Annotated in this window: 18 protein-coding genes, 1 tRNA gene and 1 pseudogene; 19 read left to right on the top strand and 1 reads right to left on the bottom strand. The window is 55.8% G+C overall.

Annotation, left to right across the window (positions count from 1 at the left end; translation table 11 throughout):
• Positions 1 to 21 precede the first annotated feature (21 nt).
• From rplT to AC1RS8_RS24190, 10 genes and pseudogenes are all read left to right on the top strand, one after another.
• The gene (gene rplT / locus AC1RS8_RS24235) at positions 22 to 378 is read left to right on the top strand and encodes a 50S ribosomal protein L20 (RefSeq protein WP_007905879.1); all 357 of its coding nucleotides are present in this window, start codon (positions 22 to 24) and stop codon (positions 376 to 378) included.
• Positions 379 to 487: 109 nt separating this feature from the next.
• The gene (pheS, locus tag AC1RS8_RS24230; RefSeq protein ID WP_007975711.1) at positions 488 to 1,504 is read left to right on the top strand and encodes a phenylalanine--tRNA ligase subunit alpha; all 1,017 of its coding nucleotides are present in this window, start codon (positions 488 to 490) and stop codon (positions 1,502 to 1,504) included.
• A 26-nt stretch (positions 1,505 to 1,530) separates the two neighbouring features.
• Positions 1,531 to 3,909 (top strand): phenylalanine--tRNA ligase subunit beta, encoded by a 2,379-nt coding sequence (gene pheT / locus AC1RS8_RS24225; protein ID WP_489340155.1) that lies wholly within the window; start codon positions 1,531 to 1,533, stop codon positions 3,907 to 3,909.
• A 3-nt stretch (positions 3,910 to 3,912) separates the two neighbouring features.
• Entirely contained in the window at positions 3,913 to 4,215 is a 303-nt protein-coding gene (gene ihfA, locus AC1RS8_RS24220; RefSeq protein ID WP_002553164.1) for an integration host factor subunit alpha, read from the top strand.
• Positions 4,196 to 4,552 carry a MerR family transcriptional regulator gene (locus tag AC1RS8_RS24215; protein ID WP_003179985.1) on the top strand — a complete coding sequence of 119 codons (357 nt, stop codon included), beginning with the start codon at positions 4,196 to 4,198 and terminating at the stop codon, positions 4,550 to 4,552. Before ihfA ends, AC1RS8_RS24215 begins: the two co-directional genes overlap by 20 nt.
• 89 nt (positions 4,553 to 4,641) lie before the next feature.
• Positions 4,642 to 4,718 (top strand) — tRNA-Pro (locus tag AC1RS8_RS24210).
• 134 nt (positions 4,719 to 4,852) lie between these two features.
• Positions 4,853 to 5,028 (top strand): annotated as a pseudogene (locus tag AC1RS8_RS24205) (AraC family transcriptional regulator); the annotation flags it as partial.
• Positions 5,029 to 5,739: 711 nt separating this feature from the next.
• Positions 5,740 to 6,855: an alcohol dehydrogenase catalytic domain-containing protein gene (locus tag AC1RS8_RS24200; RefSeq protein ID WP_458372994.1), complete on the top strand. Its 1,116-nt coding sequence runs from the start codon at positions 5,740 to 5,742 to the stop codon at positions 6,853 to 6,855.
• A gap of 47 nt (positions 6,856 to 6,902) precedes the next feature.
• Positions 6,903 to 7,442 carry a cupin domain-containing protein gene (locus tag AC1RS8_RS24195; RefSeq protein WP_458372993.1) on the top strand — a complete coding sequence of 180 codons (540 nt, stop codon included), beginning with the start codon at positions 6,903 to 6,905 and terminating at the stop codon, positions 7,440 to 7,442.
• A gap of 22 nt (positions 7,443 to 7,464) precedes the next feature.
• Positions 7,465 to 8,382, top strand: a complete 918-nt coding sequence (locus tag AC1RS8_RS24190; protein ID WP_458372992.1) for a SphA family protein — start codon at positions 7,465 to 7,467, stop codon at positions 8,380 to 8,382.
• On the opposite strand, the gene AC1RS8_RS24185 is transcribed toward AC1RS8_RS24190, so the two are convergent.
• The gene (locus AC1RS8_RS24185; RefSeq protein WP_458372991.1) at positions 8,377 to 9,042 is read right to left on the bottom strand and encodes a GntR family transcriptional regulator; all 666 of its coding nucleotides are present in this window, start codon (positions 9,040 to 9,042) and stop codon (positions 8,377 to 8,379) included. The genes AC1RS8_RS24190 and AC1RS8_RS24185 overlap by 6 nt on opposite strands.
• A gap of 340 nt (positions 9,043 to 9,382) precedes the next feature.
• On the opposite strand from AC1RS8_RS24185, the gene mhpB reads away from it, so the two are divergent.
• The 9 genes from mhpB to AC1RS8_RS24140 all read left to right on the top strand — a co-directional run bounded on the left by mhpB (position 9,383) and on the right by AC1RS8_RS24140 (position 20,780).
• Positions 9,383 to 10,327: a 3-carboxyethylcatechol 2,3-dioxygenase gene (gene mhpB / locus AC1RS8_RS24180; protein WP_458372990.1), complete on the top strand. Its 945-nt coding sequence runs from the start codon at positions 9,383 to 9,385 to the stop codon at positions 10,325 to 10,327.
• Positions 10,328 to 10,349: 22 nt separating this feature from the next.
• Positions 10,350 to 11,207, top strand: a complete 858-nt coding sequence (locus tag AC1RS8_RS24175) for an alpha/beta fold hydrolase (protein ID WP_458372989.1) — start codon at positions 10,350 to 10,352, stop codon at positions 11,205 to 11,207.
• 12 nt (positions 11,208 to 11,219) lie between these two features.
• Positions 11,220 to 12,014: a 2-keto-4-pentenoate hydratase gene (gene mhpD / locus AC1RS8_RS24170; protein WP_458372988.1), complete on the top strand. Its 795-nt coding sequence runs from the start codon at positions 11,220 to 11,222 to the stop codon at positions 12,012 to 12,014.
• 13 nt (positions 12,015 to 12,027) lie between these two features.
• Positions 12,028 to 12,966, top strand: coding sequence for an acetaldehyde dehydrogenase (acetylating) (locus tag AC1RS8_RS24165; protein WP_458372987.1), 939 nt, complete (start codon positions 12,028 to 12,030; stop codon positions 12,964 to 12,966).
• 11 nt (positions 12,967 to 12,977) lie between these two features.
• Entirely contained in the window at positions 12,978 to 13,988 is a 1,011-nt protein-coding gene (mhpE, locus tag AC1RS8_RS24160) for a 4-hydroxy-2-oxovalerate aldolase (protein WP_458372986.1), read from the top strand.
• Positions 13,989 to 14,253: 265 nt separating this feature from the next.
• Positions 14,254 to 15,471 (top strand): 3-(3-hydroxy-phenyl)propionate transporter MhpT, encoded by a 1,218-nt coding sequence (gene mhpT, locus AC1RS8_RS24155; RefSeq protein ID WP_458372985.1) that lies wholly within the window; start codon positions 14,254 to 14,256, stop codon positions 15,469 to 15,471.
• A 41-nt stretch (positions 15,472 to 15,512) separates the two neighbouring features.
• Positions 15,513 to 16,781 carry an OprD family porin gene (locus AC1RS8_RS24150; RefSeq protein WP_458372984.1) on the top strand — a complete coding sequence of 423 codons (1,269 nt, stop codon included), beginning with the start codon at positions 15,513 to 15,515 and terminating at the stop codon, positions 16,779 to 16,781.
• 409 nt (positions 16,782 to 17,190) lie between these two features.
• A complete protein-coding gene (locus tag AC1RS8_RS24145) occupies positions 17,191 to 18,939 on the top strand; it encodes an FAD-dependent oxidoreductase (RefSeq protein WP_458372983.1) in 1,749 nt (582 codons plus the stop codon).
• A gap of 197 nt (positions 18,940 to 19,136) precedes the next feature.
• Positions 19,137 to 20,780, top strand: a complete 1,644-nt coding sequence (locus tag AC1RS8_RS24140) for an acetolactate synthase large subunit (protein ID WP_458372982.1) — start codon at positions 19,137 to 19,139, stop codon at positions 20,778 to 20,780.
• Positions 20,781 to 20,805: the final 25 nt, after the last annotated feature.

Genomic DNA, 20,805 nt, shown 5'->3' with positions numbered 1-20,805 from the left:
CAAGAATAGAGGAAGTAACTCATGGCTCGTGTAAAGCGTGGCGTCATTGCCCGTAAGCGTCACAAAAAAATTCTGAAACTTGCTAAAGGCTACTACGGCGCACGCTCCCGCGTATTCCGTGTTGCCAAGCAAGCGGTAATCAAGGCAGGCCAATACGCCTACCGTGACCGTCGTCAGAAAAAACGTCAGTTCCGCGCTCTGTGGATCGCTCGTATCAACGCTGGTGCTCGTATCAACGGTCTGTCCTACAGCCGTTTCATCGCCGGCCTGAAAAAAGCGTCCATCGAGATCGACCGTAAGGTTCTGGCTGATCTGGCAGTGAACGAAAAAGCGGCGTTTGCTGCGATTGTCGAGAAAGCTAAAGCCACCTTGGCTTAAGTACCCCCGACAGTCACCCGGCCTCGCATCTGTGGGGTCAGGTGTTAAACGTCATAAATAGGGGAAGAGCCTTCAAGCTCTTCCCCTATTTTGTATCTGGAGTCTGTACATGGAAAACCTGGATGCGCTCGTCTCTCAAGCTCTAGAGGCTGTGCAAAGCGCTGAAGATATCAATGCCCTGGAGCAAATCCGGGTTCACTACCTTGGCAAGAAGGGTGAATTGACTCAGGTGATGAAGACCCTGGGGAATTTGCCGGCAGAAGAGCGTCCGCAGGTCGGTGCGCTGATCAACGTTGCCAAGGAGCGTGTCACAGAGGTCCTTAATGCGCGCAAGGCATTGTTTGAAGAAGCCGATCTGGCTGCCAAACTCTCCGCCGAGTCCATTGACGTGACCCTGCCTGGCCGTGGTCAGACCTCCGGTGGTCTGCATCCGGTTACCCGTACTCTGGAACGCGTCGAACAGTTCTTCACCCGTATTGGCTACGGCATCGCCGAAGGCCCTGAGGTCGAAGACGACTATCACAACTTCGAAGCGCTCAACATCCCCGGCCACCACCCGGCCCGGTCGATGCATGACACCTTCTATTTCAATGCGAACATGTTGTTGCGCACCCATACCTCGCCGGTACAGGTCCGCACCATGGAGTCGAAACAGCCGCCGATCCGCATCGTCTGCCCAGGCCGTGTATACCGCAGCGACTCCGATATCACCCACTCGCCGATGTTCCACCAGGTCGAAGGCCTGCTGATCGATCGCGACATCAACTTCGCCGACCTCAAAGGCACCATCGAAGAGTTCCTGCGGGTGTTCTTCGAAAAGGAACTGGCGGTGCGTTTCCGTCCTTCGTACTTCCCGTTCACCGAGCCGTCCGCTGAAGTCGACATGGAATGCGTGATGTGCAGCGGTAAAGGCTGCCGCGTCTGCAAGCAGACCGGCTGGCTGGAAGTGATGGGTTGCGGCATGGTTCACCCGAACGTGCTGCGCATGTCCGGGATCGACCCGGAAGAGTTCTCGGGCTTTGCCTTCGGCATGGGCGTAGAGCGTCTGGCCATGCTGCGTTACGGCGTGAACGACTTGCGTCTGTTCTTCGACAACGACTTGCGGTTCCTCGCGCAATTTCGCTAGTCGTAACGAATTCTTAGGAGAGCAGGATGAAATTCAGTGAACAATGGCTGCGTGGCTGGGTTAGCCCGCAGGTAAGTCGCGACGAGCTGGTTGCTCGTCTGTCGATGGCCGGTCTTGAGGTCGATAGCGTTACGCCGGCCGCCGGTGTTTTCAGTGGCGTGGTCGTTGGCGAGGTGCTGAGCACCGAGCAGCACCCGGACGCCGACAAACTGCGCGTGTGCCAGGTCAGCAACGGTTCGGAAACCTTCCAGGTTGTTTGCGGTGCGCCAAACGTGCGCCCGGGCCTGAAGATTCCTTTCGCCATGATCGGCGCCGAGCTGCCAGGCGACTTCAAGATCAAGAAAGCCAAGCTGCGTGGCGTCGAGTCCAACGGCATGCTGTGCTCGCAAACCGAGCTGCAGGTTGGTGAAGGCAATGACGGCCTGATGGAGCTGCCGGCCGATGCGCCGGTGGGCGAGGATTTCCGCGTTTACCTGGACCTGGAAGACGCCAGCATCGAGGTCGATCTGACCCCGAACCGTGGTGACTGCCTGTCCCTGGCCGGTCTGGCCCGTGAAGTGGGTGCCCTGTACGCCGCTGCGGTGGTCCGTCCGGTGGTGGCTTCGGTTCCTGCCGCCCACGACGAAGTGCGCTCGGTAGAAGTGCTGGCGCCCGCCGCGTGCCCGCGTTACCTGGGGCGTGTGATCCGTAACGTCGACCTGTCCAAAGCAACGCCTCTGTGGATGGTCGAGCGTCTGCGTCGTGCCGACGTGCGCAGCATCGACGCTGCCGTCGACATCACCAACTATGTGATGCTGGAACTGGGTCAGCCGCTGCACGCCTTCGATCTCGCCGAAATCAACGGTGGCATCCGTGTGCGCATGGCTGAAGAGGGCGAGAAGCTGGTGCTGCTCGACGGCCAGGAAGTCAGCCTGCGTAGCGATACGCTGGTGATTGCCGACCACTCCCGCGCACTGGCAATTGCCGGCGTCATGGGTGGCGAGCACAGCGGTGTTTCCGCGACCACACGTGATGTGTTCCTGGAAAGCGCCTTCTTCGACCAGATCGCCGTTGCAGGCAAGGCCCGTTCCTATGGCCTGCACACCGATGCATCCCATCGCTATGAGCGTGGCGTAGACTGGCAGCTGGCCCGCGAAGCCATGGAGCGCGCGACTGGTTTGCTGCTGGAAATCACCGGTGGTGAAGCGGGTCCGATCATCGAGACCGTCAGCGAACAGCACCTGCCGAAAATTGCTCCGATCACCCTGCGTGCGCAGCGTATTACCCAGATGCTGGGTATGGAAATGGATTCGGCTGAGGTGGAGCGTCTGCTCAACGCCTTGGGCCTGACCATTACTGCCGATGGGGCAGGGCAGTGGCGTGTAGAAGTTCCAAGCCATCGCTTCGATATCAGCCTGGAAGTAGACCTGATCGAAGAACTGGCACGCCTGTATGGCTACAACCGTTTGCCGGTTCGTTATCCGCAAGCGCGTCTGGCGCCGCAAGCCAAGGCAGAAGCCCGTAGCGACCTGCCTGAACTGCGCCGCCTGCTGGTTGCCCGTGGATATCAGGAAGCAATTACCTATAGCTTCGTCGATCCGAAACAGTTCGAACTGTTTAATCCGGGTGTGGAGCCGTTGCTGCTGGCCAATCCGATCTCCAATGACATGGCTGCCATGCGTTCGTCGCTGTGGCCGGGTCTGGTCAAGGCGCTTCAGCACAACCTGAACCGTCAGCAGGATCGCGTGCGTCTGTTCGAAAGCGGCCTGCGTTTCGTTGGCCAGCTTGAAGGTCTGAAACAAGAGCCGATGTTGGCGGGTGTCGTTTGCGGTAGTCGCCTGCCGGAAGGCTGGGCGCAGGGTCGCGATACCGTCGACTTCTTCGACGTCAAGGCAGACGTGGAAGCGGTGCTGGGTTTTGCCGGTGCTCTGGATTCGTTCACTTTCGTGCCGGGCAAGCACCCAGCGCTGCACCCGGGTCAAACCGCGCGCATCGAACGTGACGGTCGTCTGGTCGGCTTCATTGGAGCTATCCACCCTGAATTGTCGAAAACCCTCGGTCTCGACCGTCCGGTCTTCGTCTTCGAGTTGGTTCTGGCGGAAGTGGCGTCGGGCAAAATGCCAAAATTCCACGAGTTATCGCGCTTTCCTGAAGTGCGTCGTGACCTTGCACTGATTGCGCACAAAGACGTTGCAGCCACGGCTGTACTGGACGTAATCCGTGAAAATGCAGGCGAATGGCTGACAGACCTCAGGCTATTTGACGTGTATCAGGGTAAAGGCATTGATCCTGATAGAAAAAGCCTCGCAGTCGGCTTGACCTGGCAGCATCCATCGCGCACTCTTAATGACGATGAGGTGAATACCGCAACGCAAAACATCCTCACCTCGCTCGAACAAAGGTTGAACGCCACGTTAAGGAAGTGACGTATGGGGGCTCTGACGAAAGCTGAGATGGCGGAACGTCTGTATGAAGAGCTGGGCCTGAACAAACGGGAGGCCAAGGAATTGGTCGAACTGTTTTTTGAAGAAATCAGGCACGCTCTCGAAGACAACGAACAAGTCAAATTGTCCGGTTTCGGCAATTTCGACCTTCGGGACAAACGCCAGCGGCCTGGCCGCAATCCGAAAACGGGGGAAGAAATCCCGATCACGGCTCGCCGTGTGGTCACCTTTCGTCCAGGGCAGAAGTTGAAGGCCCGAGTTGAGGCTTATGCTGGAACCAAGTCATAACGACGAGCTCCCCGTCATCCCGGGCAAACGCTACTTCACCATTGGTGAAGTCAGCGAGCTGTGTGCGGTAAAACCACACGTGCTGCGCTACTGGGAGCAGGAGTTTCCTCAACTCAACCCTGTCAAACGCCGCGGAAACCGCCGGTATTATCAGCGCCAGGACGTGCTGATGATCCGGCAGATCCGTGCGCTCCTTTACGATCAGGGGTTCACCATCGGCGGAGCGCGCCTGCGTTTGTCCGGTGATGAAGCCAAAGACGACACCACCCAATACAAGCAAATGATCCGCCAGATGATCGCCGAGCTCGAAGATGTTCTGGTGGTACTCAAGAAATAAATTCTCGCTTTTAAATACTTCCAGTTTTCAAAAGCTTGCGATATATTCTTGAGCGTTCCTCGAGATGAGGGATGGGTTTCACGCCTAGTCGGGGCGTAGCGCAGTCCGGTAGCGCACTAGCATGGGGTGCTAGGGGTCGAGTGTTCGAATCACTCCGTCCCGACCATTAATTTTTAAGAAATCCAGTCACTTAGCAGCGACTGGAATTTTTTATGGGTTATCGTTTTTGCGAGGTGCTGATTTTTGCCCCACTTTTTGCCCCACTGAGATTTTCGACTGTCCGCTGGTCGGATGGTAGGGAAGAGTGTCCGCCTGCTCCAGGCGATGGTGACTAATGCCAGGAGCGTCATGGCTGCAGCCAAGTCGGCTATGAAGGCGCAACGCAATTCAGTCGAAATTACGCACGGGTGCTTGGTCTTCTACCTACACAGGATGCCGCGAGGACCCTAGGGGAAACGAGAGGCGCCAACCGCTAGCCATCTAGATGATTGGTTATATCGGCCAGAAGATATTCCTGACGGGCAGCTATCGTTTTTTTTGCCCCTCGTGACAGACAGAAATCGGCCAATAGCGGACCTTTTTAAGGCGCATCTTGTATGCCACTCAAGCGAGACATCACAGCAATGCCGCGTGTGTTGGCGCTGACATGACTTTGACCCAGGCTGCTGATTTTGACTGACCCATATGGCGGTTCTGAAATCCCACGCATGACCATTGTCTGCTGAGTACTCGGTGGGTTAATGAGTTCCGGCTGCTGATTTTGACTGACCTAAATTCGGTCTCTGAGATCCCGCGCAAAGACATCGTTTACTAAGTATCGGTAGGGTCAATTATTTCCGGCCCCCTGGGTCAATATCGCATCAGCGCCAACAGCAGGTCCTGGACGATAGCCATGCACCGTATCCGTTTGTCTTGATTTTACTTGCATGCTAGCATTCTAGTAATGCATGATGAGCTCATAACAACAAACTAGCGGTGCCCACCATGGTCAGCATTGCGTGCAAAGATTCTTCTACTCCCCTGACACGTCGATACGTGACGCGTTTCTCCAGAGGCTGCCACCAGTGCAAGCCTTCTCCGACTCTCATTCTCTCAAGCAGATAGAACTCTTTCGCGTCCGCGAGTTGAGGCGTTTCCTCTGCTGTGTGCCCACGGCCAATGGCCCTATGAAAATAAGGAAAATAGAAATGAGCATGATGAAAGCTGCCCGTTTGCATAAAGTCGGCAGAACCTTCCAGCTCGACTCGATCGAGGTGCCGAAGCCACGTGCACACGACGTGGTTGTAGAGGTGAAGGCTTGTAATTTGGTACCTAACCTTCGCAATGTCATCGAGAGCTATTCCACTTGGTTCCCCTACCTTCCGCTTCCAAAACTGCCGGCCGTTTATGGTCTTGATGCCGCGGGTATAGTTAAGGAAGTAGGTGCCGGCGTACACGGCATTAAGGTCGGAGACCGTGTTTATGTAAACCCAGGCCGTAGCTGCGGGTCTTGCCATGCCTGTCTGCGTAGCCAGCACATCAACTGCACCGCGTTCACCTTCCAAGGCTATTTTGGTTTTGGTCCGGGCTCCCAGGAAATCTTTGAAGACTATCCGTACGGCGGATTGTGCCAATACATGACCGCGCCTGCGTCGGGCCTGGTGAAGCTTCCTGAAGCTATCTCCTTCGAGCAGGGGTGCCGGTTTGGGTATCTCGGCACAGCCTATTCGGCTCTGCGAAAAGCAGGCGTGTGCTCTGGCCAGTCTGTTTTGATCAGTGGAGCCACCGGCACACTGGGACTGGGGGCTGTCCTTCTTGCCCTGGCGATGGGCGCGACAAAAATCTTTGCAATGGCTCGCAACCGCCAACTGTTGGAGCGCGTTCGTGCTATTGCACCAGATCGCGTTTTCACGCTTTCCGTCGGTGATGAGCCGCTGGGTGACTGGGTCCGTAAGCACACCGATGAGCTCGGTGCTGACGTATTCATTGATGCGGTTGGTCCAGGCGCACCTCATGAACTATCCGTTGAAGCGATCGGTGCCCTACGTCGCGGTGGCCGCATGGTTGATATCGGTGGGATGTCTGAAGACCTGCCGGTGCCAATGTTCAAGCTTATGTGCTTTCAGATCAGCGTGATCGGTTCGCTTTGGTTCACTGTGGCAGAAGGTCAGGACATGGCCGAAATGGCCGCGGCCGGTACCCTTGATCTGTCGGTGTTTGATCAGGAGGTGTTCTCCATCGAACAGGTCAATGAGGCGATGGATGCTATGGAAGACCGCAAAGGCGGATTCACCAACGTTGTAATCGATCCCAGCCTTATCTGATCAGCAGTGCCGCTCCACAAGTGCGGCGCTCCATCCGGAGACCGAATATGAAAGTGAGACGAGTAGTAGCAGGTACGCATAAAGGGAAATCGGTATTTCTAGCCGATGGCTTGGCACCTCATATCTATGAGTACGAGCAGATTCCAGGATTCGCCACTTCTTTAATCTGGCAAACGGCGCCGTCTCCGAGTCTTCCTGAAACATTTGACGACCCAGTTCGGGCCACTTCTTCATTGCTGCCCCAGCCTGGAGAAACCAAATGTCTAGCGGTCAGCTTTCCGCCTGACTCGATCTTTCAATCCTCGGATTTCAATCCCGAGGAGGCTCATGTTGAGCAGCAACGCCGTCTGCTTGGGCTGTATGAATGCTTCGACCCTGAGCGACCAGGTATGCACGCCTCTCCGACAGTCGACTACGGCATTGTGGTCAAAGGTCCTCTCGTTCTCGAATTGGACGACGGCCAGACCAGGGAATTGGCGAGCGGAGACATCGTGGTGCAGCAAGGAAATATCCACGCTTGGCGAAACCCTGGGACCGAACCTGCGCTGGTTACATTTGTCCTGATTGGTGCCCACGTCCAGCTGTAAAAAATTACATAGGATAATAACAATGAAAAGTTATGTAACACGCGCTGGCGTTGCCAGCGCGTTTGGATGCTCTTTGCTCGCTTCTACGCTGTGTTACGCTACTGAAAATGGGGATACAGTTTGGCCACTAGGTGTACAGACTGTTCTTCCGGCGATCTTACCACCTCCAGGTGAAACAACTTTGTATAGTTATACCGCTTACTACAAGGCGGATAGCTTCAAAGACAACCGTGGTAACTCTTCTGTCCCCGGCTTCAGCTTGGAAAACTTTGTTCAAGCTATTCGAGTAGTGCACACATGGGACGTGAAATTCGATAGTGGCATCACCCTCAGTAGCGGAGTCATCGGCTCGGCAAACAAGATTAAGGTTGAGGCTTTCGGCAATAGCGATACAGACTCTGGCTTCAGGCAGTTGTACCTGACGCCCCTCTATGTCGGTTACTCACCTTCTGAAAACTTGCACCTGCTCACGGGGTTCAGTGCCTTTGTGCCATTGGGGAACTATGACGGCAATAAGCTGGCGAACAGCCCGACAGGTAACGCGAGCTACACACAGGAGTTCGACCTGACCTGGTTTCCCCACCCTAATTGGGAGGTATCGATTGCACCTACCTTCACTATCAACGCGAAGAACGACGACACTGACTATCGCTCGGGTAACGTCTTCAACGTCGACTATCTTCTTGGCTATAGGTTGCAGTCGAATCCTAAGATTCAGCTTGGCCTAGTGGGGTACTACACCAAGCAGGTCACTGATGATCGCTATGACCATGGTGATCTCGACGATGGGAACCGCCTGAGTAAAATTGCTGTCGGCCCTCAAATCTTCTACGCGTTTGATCAGAAGTCCGGGGTGGTGCTCAAGTGGATGCGTGAGACCTCTGTCAAGAACGGCCCGAAGGGCGATTCGGTATGGCTAGAGTTCTGCTTTCCACTATGAGGCTAGCTTTGCGTCCTCTGGCATCTTAGACACAACATCCCTCGCCACACTGTGAATATGGCTCGCAGCCGCATCGGCTGCGGCCTTTTTGTTTCTGGTCTTCAGCGCTGCAAGAATTTCATTGTGTTCATCAGTAGCGGCGCCCAGGTGAACTTGGAAGCCACAAGTCTGTACAATGAAGAAGTCGGACAGTTCAAAGTTTGCTATCTGGCGAGCCGAGAGGATTGGCGATCTCGCCATTGAATGCAGCAATCGGTGGAATTCGACGTTTAGAGTTCGATAACTGTCGGCGGCATCGCTATGAGCCGGATTGATGCTTCTAATTTTATCGTTGATCTCCGACATACGTAGCACCTCATCAGGAGAGCCACGTTCAGCAGCAAGCCCTGCAATAAGCGCCTCATTGTTCGCAAACATCTGATAGAAGTCATCTACTTCTAAACGTGAAGGGTGCACAACCTCACATCCAACTTGGGCAGTAATCACGACAAAGCCCCTTTCCTGCAGGCTGTTGAGTGCGGTCATGATCGGCTGACGACTAATACCAGTTTCTTCGCTAATTTCTTTTACCAGAATTTTTTCACCGAACGCATATCTGCAGTTGAGTAAGCGTTCCAAAATATGCTGATAAATAGCGGTCTTTTTATTTGCCACTTGCATCGGTGTGGTCTTCCTAGGGCTGTCTGCGCGGTTCAACATCAGGCTAATGGTCTTACATACTAGCATTTCGGCTAGTAAACCAGATTTTTGCGTAGATCGCCTCGTCATCTGTACAGGTCCGCTCTAACGCGGGGATCGCTCGTGGGGGAGCAGCCCTACGATGAACGGGAGTCGTCAAGCTTGCATGCTAGCATTCTAGCGTGCATGATGATTAGGCGGACAAAAACAAATCTACCTGCATGGCGTTGCCCCCCCTGCCGTTTGGCATTGCGGGAAGCGTTCATGCCGTCCCAGGGCGAGGCGGCCTGCACTGGGGCATTGACGTAAAGGTTTCGTATCGATGAACGCTTACCTGCATTGCCTATCGCACACCCCCCTCATTGGGCATTTCGATCCTCCCCAGAGCGTGCTTGATGAAGTAAATGACGTGATTCGAGCTGCCCGTACACGCATCGCCGCCTTTGATCCTGAACTTGTGGTGCTGTTCGCTCCCGACCATTACAACGGCTTTTTCTACGATGTGATGCCCCCTTTCTGCCTGGGCATGGCGGCTGAAGCCATTGGCGATTTCGGCTCGCTCGCCGGCCCGCTGTCTGTCCCCAAGATGATCGCTGAAGCTTGTGCTGAATCGCTCCTGAGTACTGGCATCGACATGCCAGTCTCATATCGCATGCAGGTCGACCACGGCTTCGCTCAACCGCTCGAATTCCTCCTTGGCGGCTTGGACAAGTATCCGGTCTTGCCGATTTTCGTGAATTGCGTGGCTCCTCCTCTGCCCACCTTCGAACGGGTCAGGTTGATGGGTGAAGCGGTCGGTCGATTCACCCGCAGCCAGAACAAACGAGTGCTGTTCCTGGGATCAGGTGGCCTTTCACACCAACCGCCAGTTCCAGAGCTTGCCAAAGTCGATGCCCGGATGGCTGATCGACTCATGGGCAGTGGCCGCAATCTGCCAGAAGACGAGCGCAGCGCCCGCACTCAACGAGTCGTTATCGCGGCTGAGCGTTTCGTCGAAGACCAGAACACCCTGCATCCGCTGAATCCTAAATGGGATCAGTACTTCCTCGACGTTGTTGAGCAAGACCTGCTGAGCGACCTGGATCACCTCTCCAACGCTCATCTTTCCGAGTTGGCCGGTAAATCCACGCATGAGGTCAAGGCTTGGGTCGCAGCGTTTTCAGCTCTCGCTGCTCACGGCGATTACACCGCGACCGACCGTTACTACCGACCGATCCCAGAGTGGATCGCAGGCTTCGGTTCTATCAGTGCGCACTCTCAGCGCTAACACACTTCACGGAGATTCAATCGTGACTGCAATTACTGAAAAAGACACCAGCAAATTCGTTCGCATCCAAGACGGCGAGCTGGATCTGAACATCCATTACAACGACTGCGGTGAAGGCAGAGAAACGGTTGTGATGCTGCATGGCTCTGGTCCTGGTGCCAGTGGCTGGGCCAACTTCAATCGCAACATCGAGCCTCTGGTAGAGGCTGGTTTCCGGGTCATCCTCATGGACTGCCCAGGCTGGAGCAAAAGTGATTCGATCGTCAGCACCGGCTCTCGATCCGATCTCAATGCCCGTGTACTGAAAGGGTTGGTAGACAAGCTGGACCTGGACAAGGTGCACCTGCTCGGCAACTCCATGGGCGGCCATACTGCCGTGGCCTTCAGCCTGACCTGGCCTGAGCGCGTAGGCAAGCTCGTGCTCATGGGGGGTGGCACCGGTGGCGTCAGCCCATTCGTGTCGATGCCAACCGAAGGCATCAAATTGCTCAATGGCCTGTACCGCGAGCCAACGATCGAAAACCTCAAGAAGATGATGAACATCTTCGTCTACGACACCAGCGACCTCACCGAGGAGCTATTCCAAGCTCGCCTGGACAACATGCTGGCTCGTAAAGACCATCTCGAAAACTTCACCGCGAGTCTCGCTGCGAACCTCAAGCAATTCCCTGACTTCGGCCACCGCCTCGGCGAGATTCAGGCGGAGACCCTCGTAGTTTGGGGTCGCAATGACCGCTTTGTCCCAATGGACACCGGTCTACGTCTGGTTGCCGGCATTCCCAACTCTCAACTGCATGTCTTCAACAAATGCGGCCACTGGGCCCAATGGGAACACGCGGACACGTTCAACCGCATGGTTCTCGACTTCCTCACCCACTGATCGAGGTCAAGCATGAACATCACACAAGAGACCCTAGAGCGCTTGGCGGCTGATCTGCGCAGAGCTGAAGGAAAGGGCGAGCCTGTTGGACCCCTGCGTGACGTCATTGGCGCCACAAACGTGGAAAGTGCCTATGCGATTCAGCGTTTGAACCAAGCCTACGCCATCGCCAGCGGACAACGCCTCGTTGGCCGCAAGATCGGTTTAACCAACCCCAAGGTCCAAGCCCAGCTGGGCGTCGACCAACCGGATTTCGGTTGCCTGTTTGCCGACATGGCATATGGCGACAACGAGGTGGTTCCGTTCCAGCGTGTTCTGCAACCTAAGATCGAGGCAGAAATCGCCTTGGTCCTGGAGCGCGACCTGCCAAGCGCATCCACAACCTTTGCAGATGTGATCGCCGCCACTGGTTGGGTTCTGCCAGCGCTTGAAATTGTCGGCAGCCGCATCGAGGGCTGGAACATCAAGTTTGCCGACACCGTGGCTGACAACGCATCCAGCGGGTGCTTTGTCCTCGGTGGTCCTGCACAGCCCATTGATGGGCTTGACCTGCGAGGCGCAACGATGCGGCTTTCCAAAAATGGTGAGGTCGTCAGCTCCGGAAGCGGAGCTGAGTGCTTGGGCAACCCGCTGAATGCAGCCGTTTGGCTCGCTCGCAAGATGGCTGAGTTTGGTGAGCCTCTCAAAGCAGGCGACATCATCCTCACGGGTGCCTTGGGTCCGATGGTTGGCGTAAGCCCAGGTGATCATTTTGAAGCCGAAATCGACGGCTTTGGCCGCGTCGGTGTGTCGTTCAGTATCGAGTGATGGAGATCTAGAAATGACTACAAAACGCAAAGTCGCCATCGTTGGCTCCGGAAACATCGGCACCGACTTGATGATCAAAATCCTGCGCAATGCCAAACACCTGGAAATGGCAGTGATGGTTGGTATCGATCCTGCCTCGGATGGCTTGGCCCGTGCTGGACGGATGGGCGTTGCTACGACCCACGAAGGTGTCGCTGGCCTGGTCAAAATGCCAGAGTTCGCTGACATCGATTTCGTCTTCGATGCAACCAGTGCCGGTGCTCACGTCAAAAACGACGCCATGCTGCGAGAGTGCAAGCCGGGCATCCGCGTGATCGATCTTACTCCGGCAGCTATCGGCCCCTACTGCGTGCCGGTTGTGAACCTCGAAGAGCACGTCAACGCGCAGAACCTGAATATGGTCACGTGCGGTGGGCAAGCAACCATTCCCATGGTCGCTGCAGTATCGCGTGTTGCCAAAGTGCATTACGCAGAGATCGTCGCTTCGATTGCCTCCAAATCGGCAGGACCTGGCACTCGGGCAAACATTGACGAATTCACCGAAACCACTTCGAAGGCCATCGAAGTGATCGGCGGCGCAGCCAAAGGTAAAGCCATCATCATCATGAACCCGGCTGAGCCTTCACTGATGATGCGCGACACCGTCTACGTGCTGTCTGAAGCAGCTGACCAGGACCACGTCGAGGCCTCCATTGAGGAAATGGTCGCTGCGGTGAATGCGTATGTTCCTGGCTACCGCCTCAAGCAGAAAGTGCAGTTTGAAGTAATCCCTGAATCTGCCCCGCTGAACATCCCCGGCCAGGGCAAATTCAGTGGCCTGAAGACCTCTGTTTTCCTTGAGGTCGAGGGTGCTGCCCATTACTTGCCGGCGTATGCAGGCAATCTCGACATCATGACTTCTGCTGCGCTGGCTACCGCCGAGCGCATGGCACAGTCGATGAGCCAGGCCTGAGGAGTGCAGATATGAACGGTAAAAAGCTCTACATCTCCGACGTGACCCTGCGTGATGGTATGCACGCTATTCGTCACCAGTACTCACTCGATCAGGTCCAGGCGATCGCTCGTGCACTGGATACCGCCAAGGTTGACTCGATCGAGGTGGCCCATGGGGACGGCCTCCAAGGGTCCAGCTTCAACTACGGCTTTGGTGCACACACCGATATCGAGTGGATCGAAGCTGCTGCCGACGTTGTGAAGCACGCCAAGATCGCAACGTTGCTGCTCCCGGGCATCGGCACTCTGCACGACCTTAAAGCTGCTTACACCGCGGGTGCTCGAGTCGTCCGGGTCGCAACCCATTGCACCGAGGCAGACGTCTCCAAGCAGCACATCGAATACGCCCGTGAACTTGGTATGGACACGGTTGGCTTTCTCATGATGAGCCATATGCAAACGCCAGAAGGGCTCGCCCAGCAGGCAAAACTGATGGAAAGCTACGGGGCCACCTGCATCTACGTCGTCGACTCCGGTGGCGCGATGAACATGGATGACATTCGTGCTCGCTTCCGTGCGGTGAAGGCCGTGCTCGATCCAATCACTCACACCGGTATCCATGCTCACCACAACCTGAGCCTCGGTGTGGCTAACTCGATCGTCGCCGTCGAGGAAGGCTGCGACCGCATCGATGCCAGCCTTTCCGGTATGGGGGCCGGTGCTGGTAACGCACCGTTAGAAGTGTTCATTGCAGCCGCAGACAAATTGGGCTGGAACCACGGTACCGATCTGTACGCCCTGATGGACGCAGCAGATGACCTGGTACGCCCACTTCAGGATCGCCCGGTACGTGTTGACCGAGAGACCCTCGCTCTTGGATATGCCGGCGTGTATTCGAGCTTCCTTCGCCATGCAGAAGTGGCTGCTGCTCGCTACGGCATCAAGGCCGCAGACATTCTCATCGAACTGGGCAAACGCCGCATGGTCGGTGGCCAGGAAGACATGATTGTGGACGTTGCACTGGATCTGCTGAAACGCTGAGGTTCGCAGACAGTTCCACGCAAGCTGTCTGCAGCAATCCCCCTCCTGAAAGGGAGGGGTCTATGACAAAACAATAAGAGAGATCACCTACATGAATGCCTCGCAGAATTCCTACTTGCAGCACCTCCGAACACCCAGTGATCAACTCATTTACTCGCCCATTTATGAGTAGCCATTGAGCTGATGTAGCACCACATCACTGGCGTTACTAAAACCACAATTACATGTTTCCGAAGATCTTTGTAGAGCTTCGGAGGGGGGCGCTATGACTGGCAAAACAGATAAGACCAAACTTTTCATCACCATCGCACTTTGCTTCCTCGTTGCACTGATGGAAGGCTTGGATCTCCAAGCTCCAGGGATTGCGGCTCACGGCATTTCTGCCGACTACAGCTTGGATAAGCTGGAAATGGGCTGGGTCTTTAGTGTCGGCGTGCTTGGCATGCTCCCAGGAGCTTTCGTAGGCGGTCGCCTTGCTGATCGCTATGGCCGTAAAAAAGTGCTTATCGTATCGGTTGCACTGTTCGGCATCTTCTCTCTTGTAACGACGGTTGCCTGGAGCTTTAGTGCATTGCTGTTCGCGCGGCTCCTGACGGGTGTGGGCTTAGGCGCATCGTTGCCCAACCTGATTGCTCTTGCCTCTGAAGCAGCGGGTGAGCGCATGCGAGGTACTGCAGTCAGCCTGATGTATTGCGGAGTACCCCTGGGAGCCGCGTTGGCGGCAGCCATTGGTCTGTTTGATTTCGGAGCCGGCTGGAAGCTCGTTTTCTACGTCGGTGGCGTTGTGCCTTTGATCATCGTGCCGTTGCTGCTTCTTTTCCTTCCGGACGTGTACAAGCAAGCGATTTCAGCTACATCAACGATCGAGGTTCCCTCCACCAAAGCCATTTTGGTTGAAGGCGGTGCACTGAAGAAAACTCTGCTGTTGTGGGTCAGCTTCTTCTTCACACTGATGGTCACCTACATCTTGATCAATTGGTTGCCAAGCATATTGATTGGCCAGGGTTTCAAGCCAAGTGAGGCAAGCGTCGTCGTATTGGCCATGCAGCTTGGCGCGGCTGTGGGCACACTGATGCTCGGCGTTGCTATGGACCGTCTGCCTATCTGGGTCATGTCAGCGCTGGTATATGGCGGCATTCTGATCTCCTTGGCGTGCCTCACTGTGGCGACCTCATTTCCCACCATGATCGGTGCGGGATTCTTGGCCGGCATCTTCACAACTGGCGGCCAGTGCGTGCTTTATGCGCTTGCTCCTCAGTTCTATCCCGCCAATGGCCGAGCTACCGGAACCGGAGCAGCCCTTGCAGTCGGTCGCATTGGAGCCATGACCGGCCCACTTGTCGTTGGAAAAATGATGGTACTGGGGGCCGGCGCAAGCGGTGTGATGTTGGCCTCGGCGCCTGGCATCGTTCTGGCGGCAATCTCGCTGCTTTATCTCTCGTCGCTGAAGAAACGCCCTGAGTTGAATACCTCGGTGGCTTGATCGGCATTGCGTCAACACAAAAACAAGAAAGAAGAAAGAACATGAGCAAATCAAAAAAGATTGCATTCGCAGGGCTGCTGGCTGCACATGCTGCTTCACTCCAGGCGGCCGGATTCGCGGAAGATTCGAACGCTAAGGTAACGCTGCGCAACTACTACTTCGATCGCAACTACATCAACCAGACACCGCAATCTGCAGCGCGAGAGTGGGCCCAAGGCTTCATCGTCAACTTCAATTCGGGATTCACCGAGGGGGTGGTCGGCTTTGGATTGGATGCTCAAGCCATGATGGGGTTGCGCCTGGATTCTTCACCTGACCGCGTTGGCACAGGCCTGTTGCCGTTCTCTGCCTCCACGAAGGAACCCGCCAAGGATTACTCCGAGCTAGGGCTAACAGCGAAGGTCAAGGTTTCCAAAACCGAGCTGCAGTACGGCACTGTGAGCACGTTCCTGCCGATCGCATTCGCAAGCCCAACACGGCTGCTACCCCAAACCTTCCGCGGCACTTACCTGCGCTCGCAAGAGATCACCGATCTGTCACTGCACGCGGGGTGGTTGGACCGAATCAACCTCCGGGATTCGACTGACTACCAAAAGATGCGAGTGTCCGCTCCGAACGGACGGTTCAACGGGGCAGCGGAGTCAGACGCGTTCTATTTCCTTGGCGGAGATTACACCTGGTCGAAGAGCCTCACCCTCAAGTACTACTACGCACAGCTCGAAGACATCTACGACAAGAACTACCTCGGCTTCGTGGACACTCGTGAACTGGGCCCGGGTCGGCTCACCTCCGATTTCCGCTTCTATGACTCCAAAGATAACGGATCCGCAAAGGCCGGGAAGGTAGACAACCGCAATACCGCCTTGATGCTTACCTACCAGCTCGGGGTTCATCGTCTTGGCGCTGGTTATATGCAGCTGACCGGCGATACCGCTATGCCCTATCTGTTTGGTACTGAGCCCCTGGTGATCACGGAAGGCACTCTGAGTTCGGAGTTCCTAAACCCTAAAGAGAGAAGCTGGCAGGTCAAATACGACTATGACTTTGTAGGACTCGGCGTCCCTGGCCTGAAGGGCATGTTGCGGTACGTAAGCGGGGACAACATTGACCTGCCGAAGCTTGGTGGCGACAAGCTCAAAGAGTCAGAAAAAGACATGGAGCTATCCTATGTAGTACAAAGTGGAACCTTCAAAGACGTTGCATTCAGAGTGAGGCACGCTTGGTACCGAAATGACTTTGGTCCGGGTGCTACGCAACGTGATGACAACGAGCTTCGTGTGAACATCGATTACACCTTGGCCCTTTGGTGAACCTAGCATAGCCCCACACTCTACGCGCTCCACTTTAGCCACGGACTCAACACGTGGCTTTTTTTGCCATGACGAAAGGCATTTCGGGACGATTGCGATAGTCGTTCTTGCATGCTAGCATGCAAGTATCAAGTAAGTGATCTCGCCCGCCAGCTAACCAGCTGTAATCAGACACTCTAATGGCCTGAAAAAAAATACAAGATCAGGAGGTACCATGATTCCCATACCCCTCATTCGTTCTGCTCGCCCGAGCCGCGGGTCCAAGTAATGCCCGCCATTCCCTAATTTTTCAATGTCTCGAACGCTATGCCGGCGCTGTTCGTGCTGGCTTATTTTGGGATCTGTCGGACGTGTTCGGGGCTTGCGTGCAAGTTCAGAGCATCAACATGTAATGCCTGGAGAATAAGAAATGACTACCTCCACTAGCTTCGACACCGATGTATTGGTGATCGGCACTGGCCCAGCCGGTGCAACTACTGCCTTGGCGCTGGCCACCTACGGTGTGCGAGTCAAAATGGTCACCATGTTTAACTGGCTGGCTAACTCGCCGCGAGCCCATATCACGAACCAACGCGCCATGGAGGTTGTACGTGATCTTGGGTTGGAAGAGGAGGTTGTGAGAGCGGCCACCCCTTGGGATCAGATGGGCGATACGCTATTCACCACTAGCCTGGCGGGTGAAGAAATCGCACGTATGCGTACCTGGGGTACCGGCGACAAACGCAAGGGCGATTACGTTCAAGGCAGTCCATGCACCATGCTTGATCTCATCCAACCAGAGATGGAATCGATCCTCCTTAAGCATGCAGCGGCCCGCGGCGCTCAAGTGAGCTTCAACACCGAATACTTGAGCCATAAGCAAGATGCTGAAGGCGTGACTGCTTGCATGAAAGACGTTCTGACTGGTATCGAATACGAACTTCGAGCGAAGTACCTGGTGGGAGCTGATGGAGCCAACTCCAAAGTTGCCAAAGAGATCGACCTGCCGATCGAAGGCGAGATGGCCAGGGCTGGAACCGCTTACGTCATCTTCAATGCAGACCTGAGCAAGTATGTTGAACACCGCCCTAGCATCCTGCAGTGGATCGCTACTCCAGAGGCTGGCTTCGGTGAGATCGGAATGGGCCTGCTGCGCGCTATCCGCCCGTGGGATCAGTGGATTGCGGGCTGGGGTTTCGACATAGCCAATGGCGCCCCAGACCTGTCGCCAGAAGTTGTATTGAACAAGATCCGCCTACTGGTGGGCGACCCCGATTTGGAAGTCCAGATTGAGCGCATGTCGACTTGGTATGTAAACCAGGCACATGCCACCGAATACTCCCGTGGTCGGGTGTTCTGCGCCGGCGACGCAGTCCACCGTCATCCACCATCCAGTGGCCTGGGCTCCAACACCTGCATGCAGGATGGATTCAACCTCGCTTGGAAGTTGGCTTACGTCGTCAAAGGCTTCGCAGACCCAAATCTGCTGGAAAGCTACACCGCCGAACGCGCTCCTGTAGGCAAGCAGATCGTGGCTCGTGCCAACCAGTCCCGTAAGGACTATGCACTACTGAAAGAGTGCTTCAACTTCGGCAACGGCGTGGACACGACTGCCAAGCTTCTTGATCGCATGCGCGACCCGAGTCCTGCTGGTGTAGAGGTTCGTATGAACCTGCAGAAGGCGCTGGAAATCAAGAGTCGCGAATTCAACGCTCAAGGTGTCGAGCTGAACCAGCGTTATGAGTCTTCCGCTATCAAAGCTGATCCAGGGGACGGGGTTGAGGTTTGGTCCCGAGACAAAGAGCTTTACCTGCAGGCTACAACTCGCCCTGGTGCCAAGCTTCCACACGCCTGGTTGGTTGACGAGACCGGTCACCGCATCTCTACGCTGGATGTAGTAGGTAAGGGGCAAATGACCCTTATCACGGGCCTTGCCGGACAGGCATGGGTGACTGCAGCTGAGCGCTTGAACCAGCCGTTCCTCAAAACAGTTGTCACAGGCGCAAAAGGTACCGCGGACCTTTACTGCGATTGGCAAGCAGTTCGAGAAATTCATGAAGCCGGCGCGGTTCTCGTTCGACCTGATGGCTATGTCGCCTGGCGGCAAAGCGATGCTGTTTGGGCTGCCGACGAAGCTGCCTCGCAGCTGCAGAAGGCGCTCCAAAGCGTCCTCGGTTAAGCGTTGCCTCAAAGGCCCGGCTCGATGCCGGGCCTTCTGTTTATTTGCTCCCGATAGCGATGGACGCCTCATGGCTCCATGCGCTTTGAACACTATTACCAGAAATCAACAATTGAGAGCCTGTGGGTAAAGTGGCGCACCCGCTGCTGAGCCTTATTCATGAGCTCCAAATGCCTTTAGTGTGATGAGGATGAACTATGGCTAAGGCCGCCGATGTTGTTGTCCAATGCCTGGAAAACGAAGGTGTCGAGTATGTGTTCGGCATTCCGGGAGAGGAAAATCTCGATCTGCTGGAATCCCTGCGTAAGTCGAAGATCAAGCTGGTACTGACCCGCCACGAGCAGTCCGCGGGCTTCATGGCCGCCACCTATGGCCGGCTAACCGGCAAGACCGGCGTCAGCCTGTCGACCTTGGGCCCCGGCGCGACCAATTTGGTGACCGCCAGTGCTTACGCCTACCTGGGTGGCATGCCGATGTTGATGATTACCGGCCAGAAGCCGATCAAGAAGTCCAAACAGGGCCGCTTCCAGATCATCGACGTGTGCGGCATGATGGCCCCCATCACCAAGTACACTCATCAGTTCGCCTCGGCCGACAACATCCCGGCCCGTATGCGCGAAGCCTTCCGTCTGGCTGAGGAAGAGAAGCCGGGCGCGGTGCACCTGGAGCTGCCGGAAGACATCGCCGCCGAGCAGACAGACTCGCTGCCGATTCCTCCAAGCCTGCATCGTCGCCCATTGGCCGAGCACAAAGCGATCGAAGCCGCCGTTGAGAAGCTACAGAACGCTCGCAACCCCATCCTGGTGATCGGCGCCGGCGCCAACCGCAAGATAACCGCCAAGGTCCTCAAGCAGCTGATCGACAAGACCGGAATACCGTTCATCACCACTCAGATGGGTAAAGGTGTGGTCGACGAACGCCACCCGCGCTTCCTGGGCAACGCTGCGCTCTCGTCCGGAGACTTCGTACATGGCGCTATCGAGGCTGCCGACCTTATCATCAATATCGGCCACGACGTGATCGAGAAACCGCCGTTCTTCATGGCCCGCGGTGGTACTGAAGTGATTCACGTCAGCTTCCGCTCGGCCGAAGTGGATGCTGTGTACTTCCCGCAGGTTGAAGTGATCGGCGACATTGCCAACGCCGTGTGGCAGATCAGCGAAGCGCTGAACGACACCAGCCACTGGGATTTCACCCGCCTGATGGCTATCCGCGAAGCCAATGAAGCACAGATCATCGAAGGCGCCGACGATAACCGCTTCCCGGTCTATCCGCAGCGCCTCGTTGCCGACATCCGTCGTGTACTTCCGTCCGAAGGCATCGTGGCGCTGGACAACGGAATCTACAAGATCTGGTTCGCCCGTAACTACAAAGCGCACAAGCCAAACACCGTGCTGCTGGACAACGCGTTGGCGACCATGGGCGCTGGCCTGCCATCGGCCATGGCGGCGCATCTGGTGTATCCGGATCGCCCCGTGATCTCGGTATGCGGCGACGGCGGCTTCATGATGAACAGCCAAGAACTGGAAACCGCGGTTCGTCTGAACATGCACATCACTGTGGTAATCCTGCGGGACGATGGTTACGGCATGATTCGCTGGAAGCAGGCCAACATGGGCTTCACCGATTTCGGCCTGGACTACGGAAACCCGGACTTCGTCAAATACGCCAGAGCTTATGGCGCCAATGGCTACCGTGTGGAGAGTGTTGATTCTTTGCTGCCACTGTTGGACCACTGCATCGCCAACCCCGGCGTGCATGTAATCGACTGCCCCGTTGACTACAGCGAAAACGACCGCATCCTCAACAATGAACTCCGGGAGCGCGCATTGGCTGTCTAATTAGCCAAGACGCCATAGCTGCACA

The sequence above is a fragment of the Pseudomonas sp. GW821-FHT12A04 genome (assembly GCF_058807755.1).
This window is presented reverse-complemented; position numbering and strand designations above follow the sequence as displayed.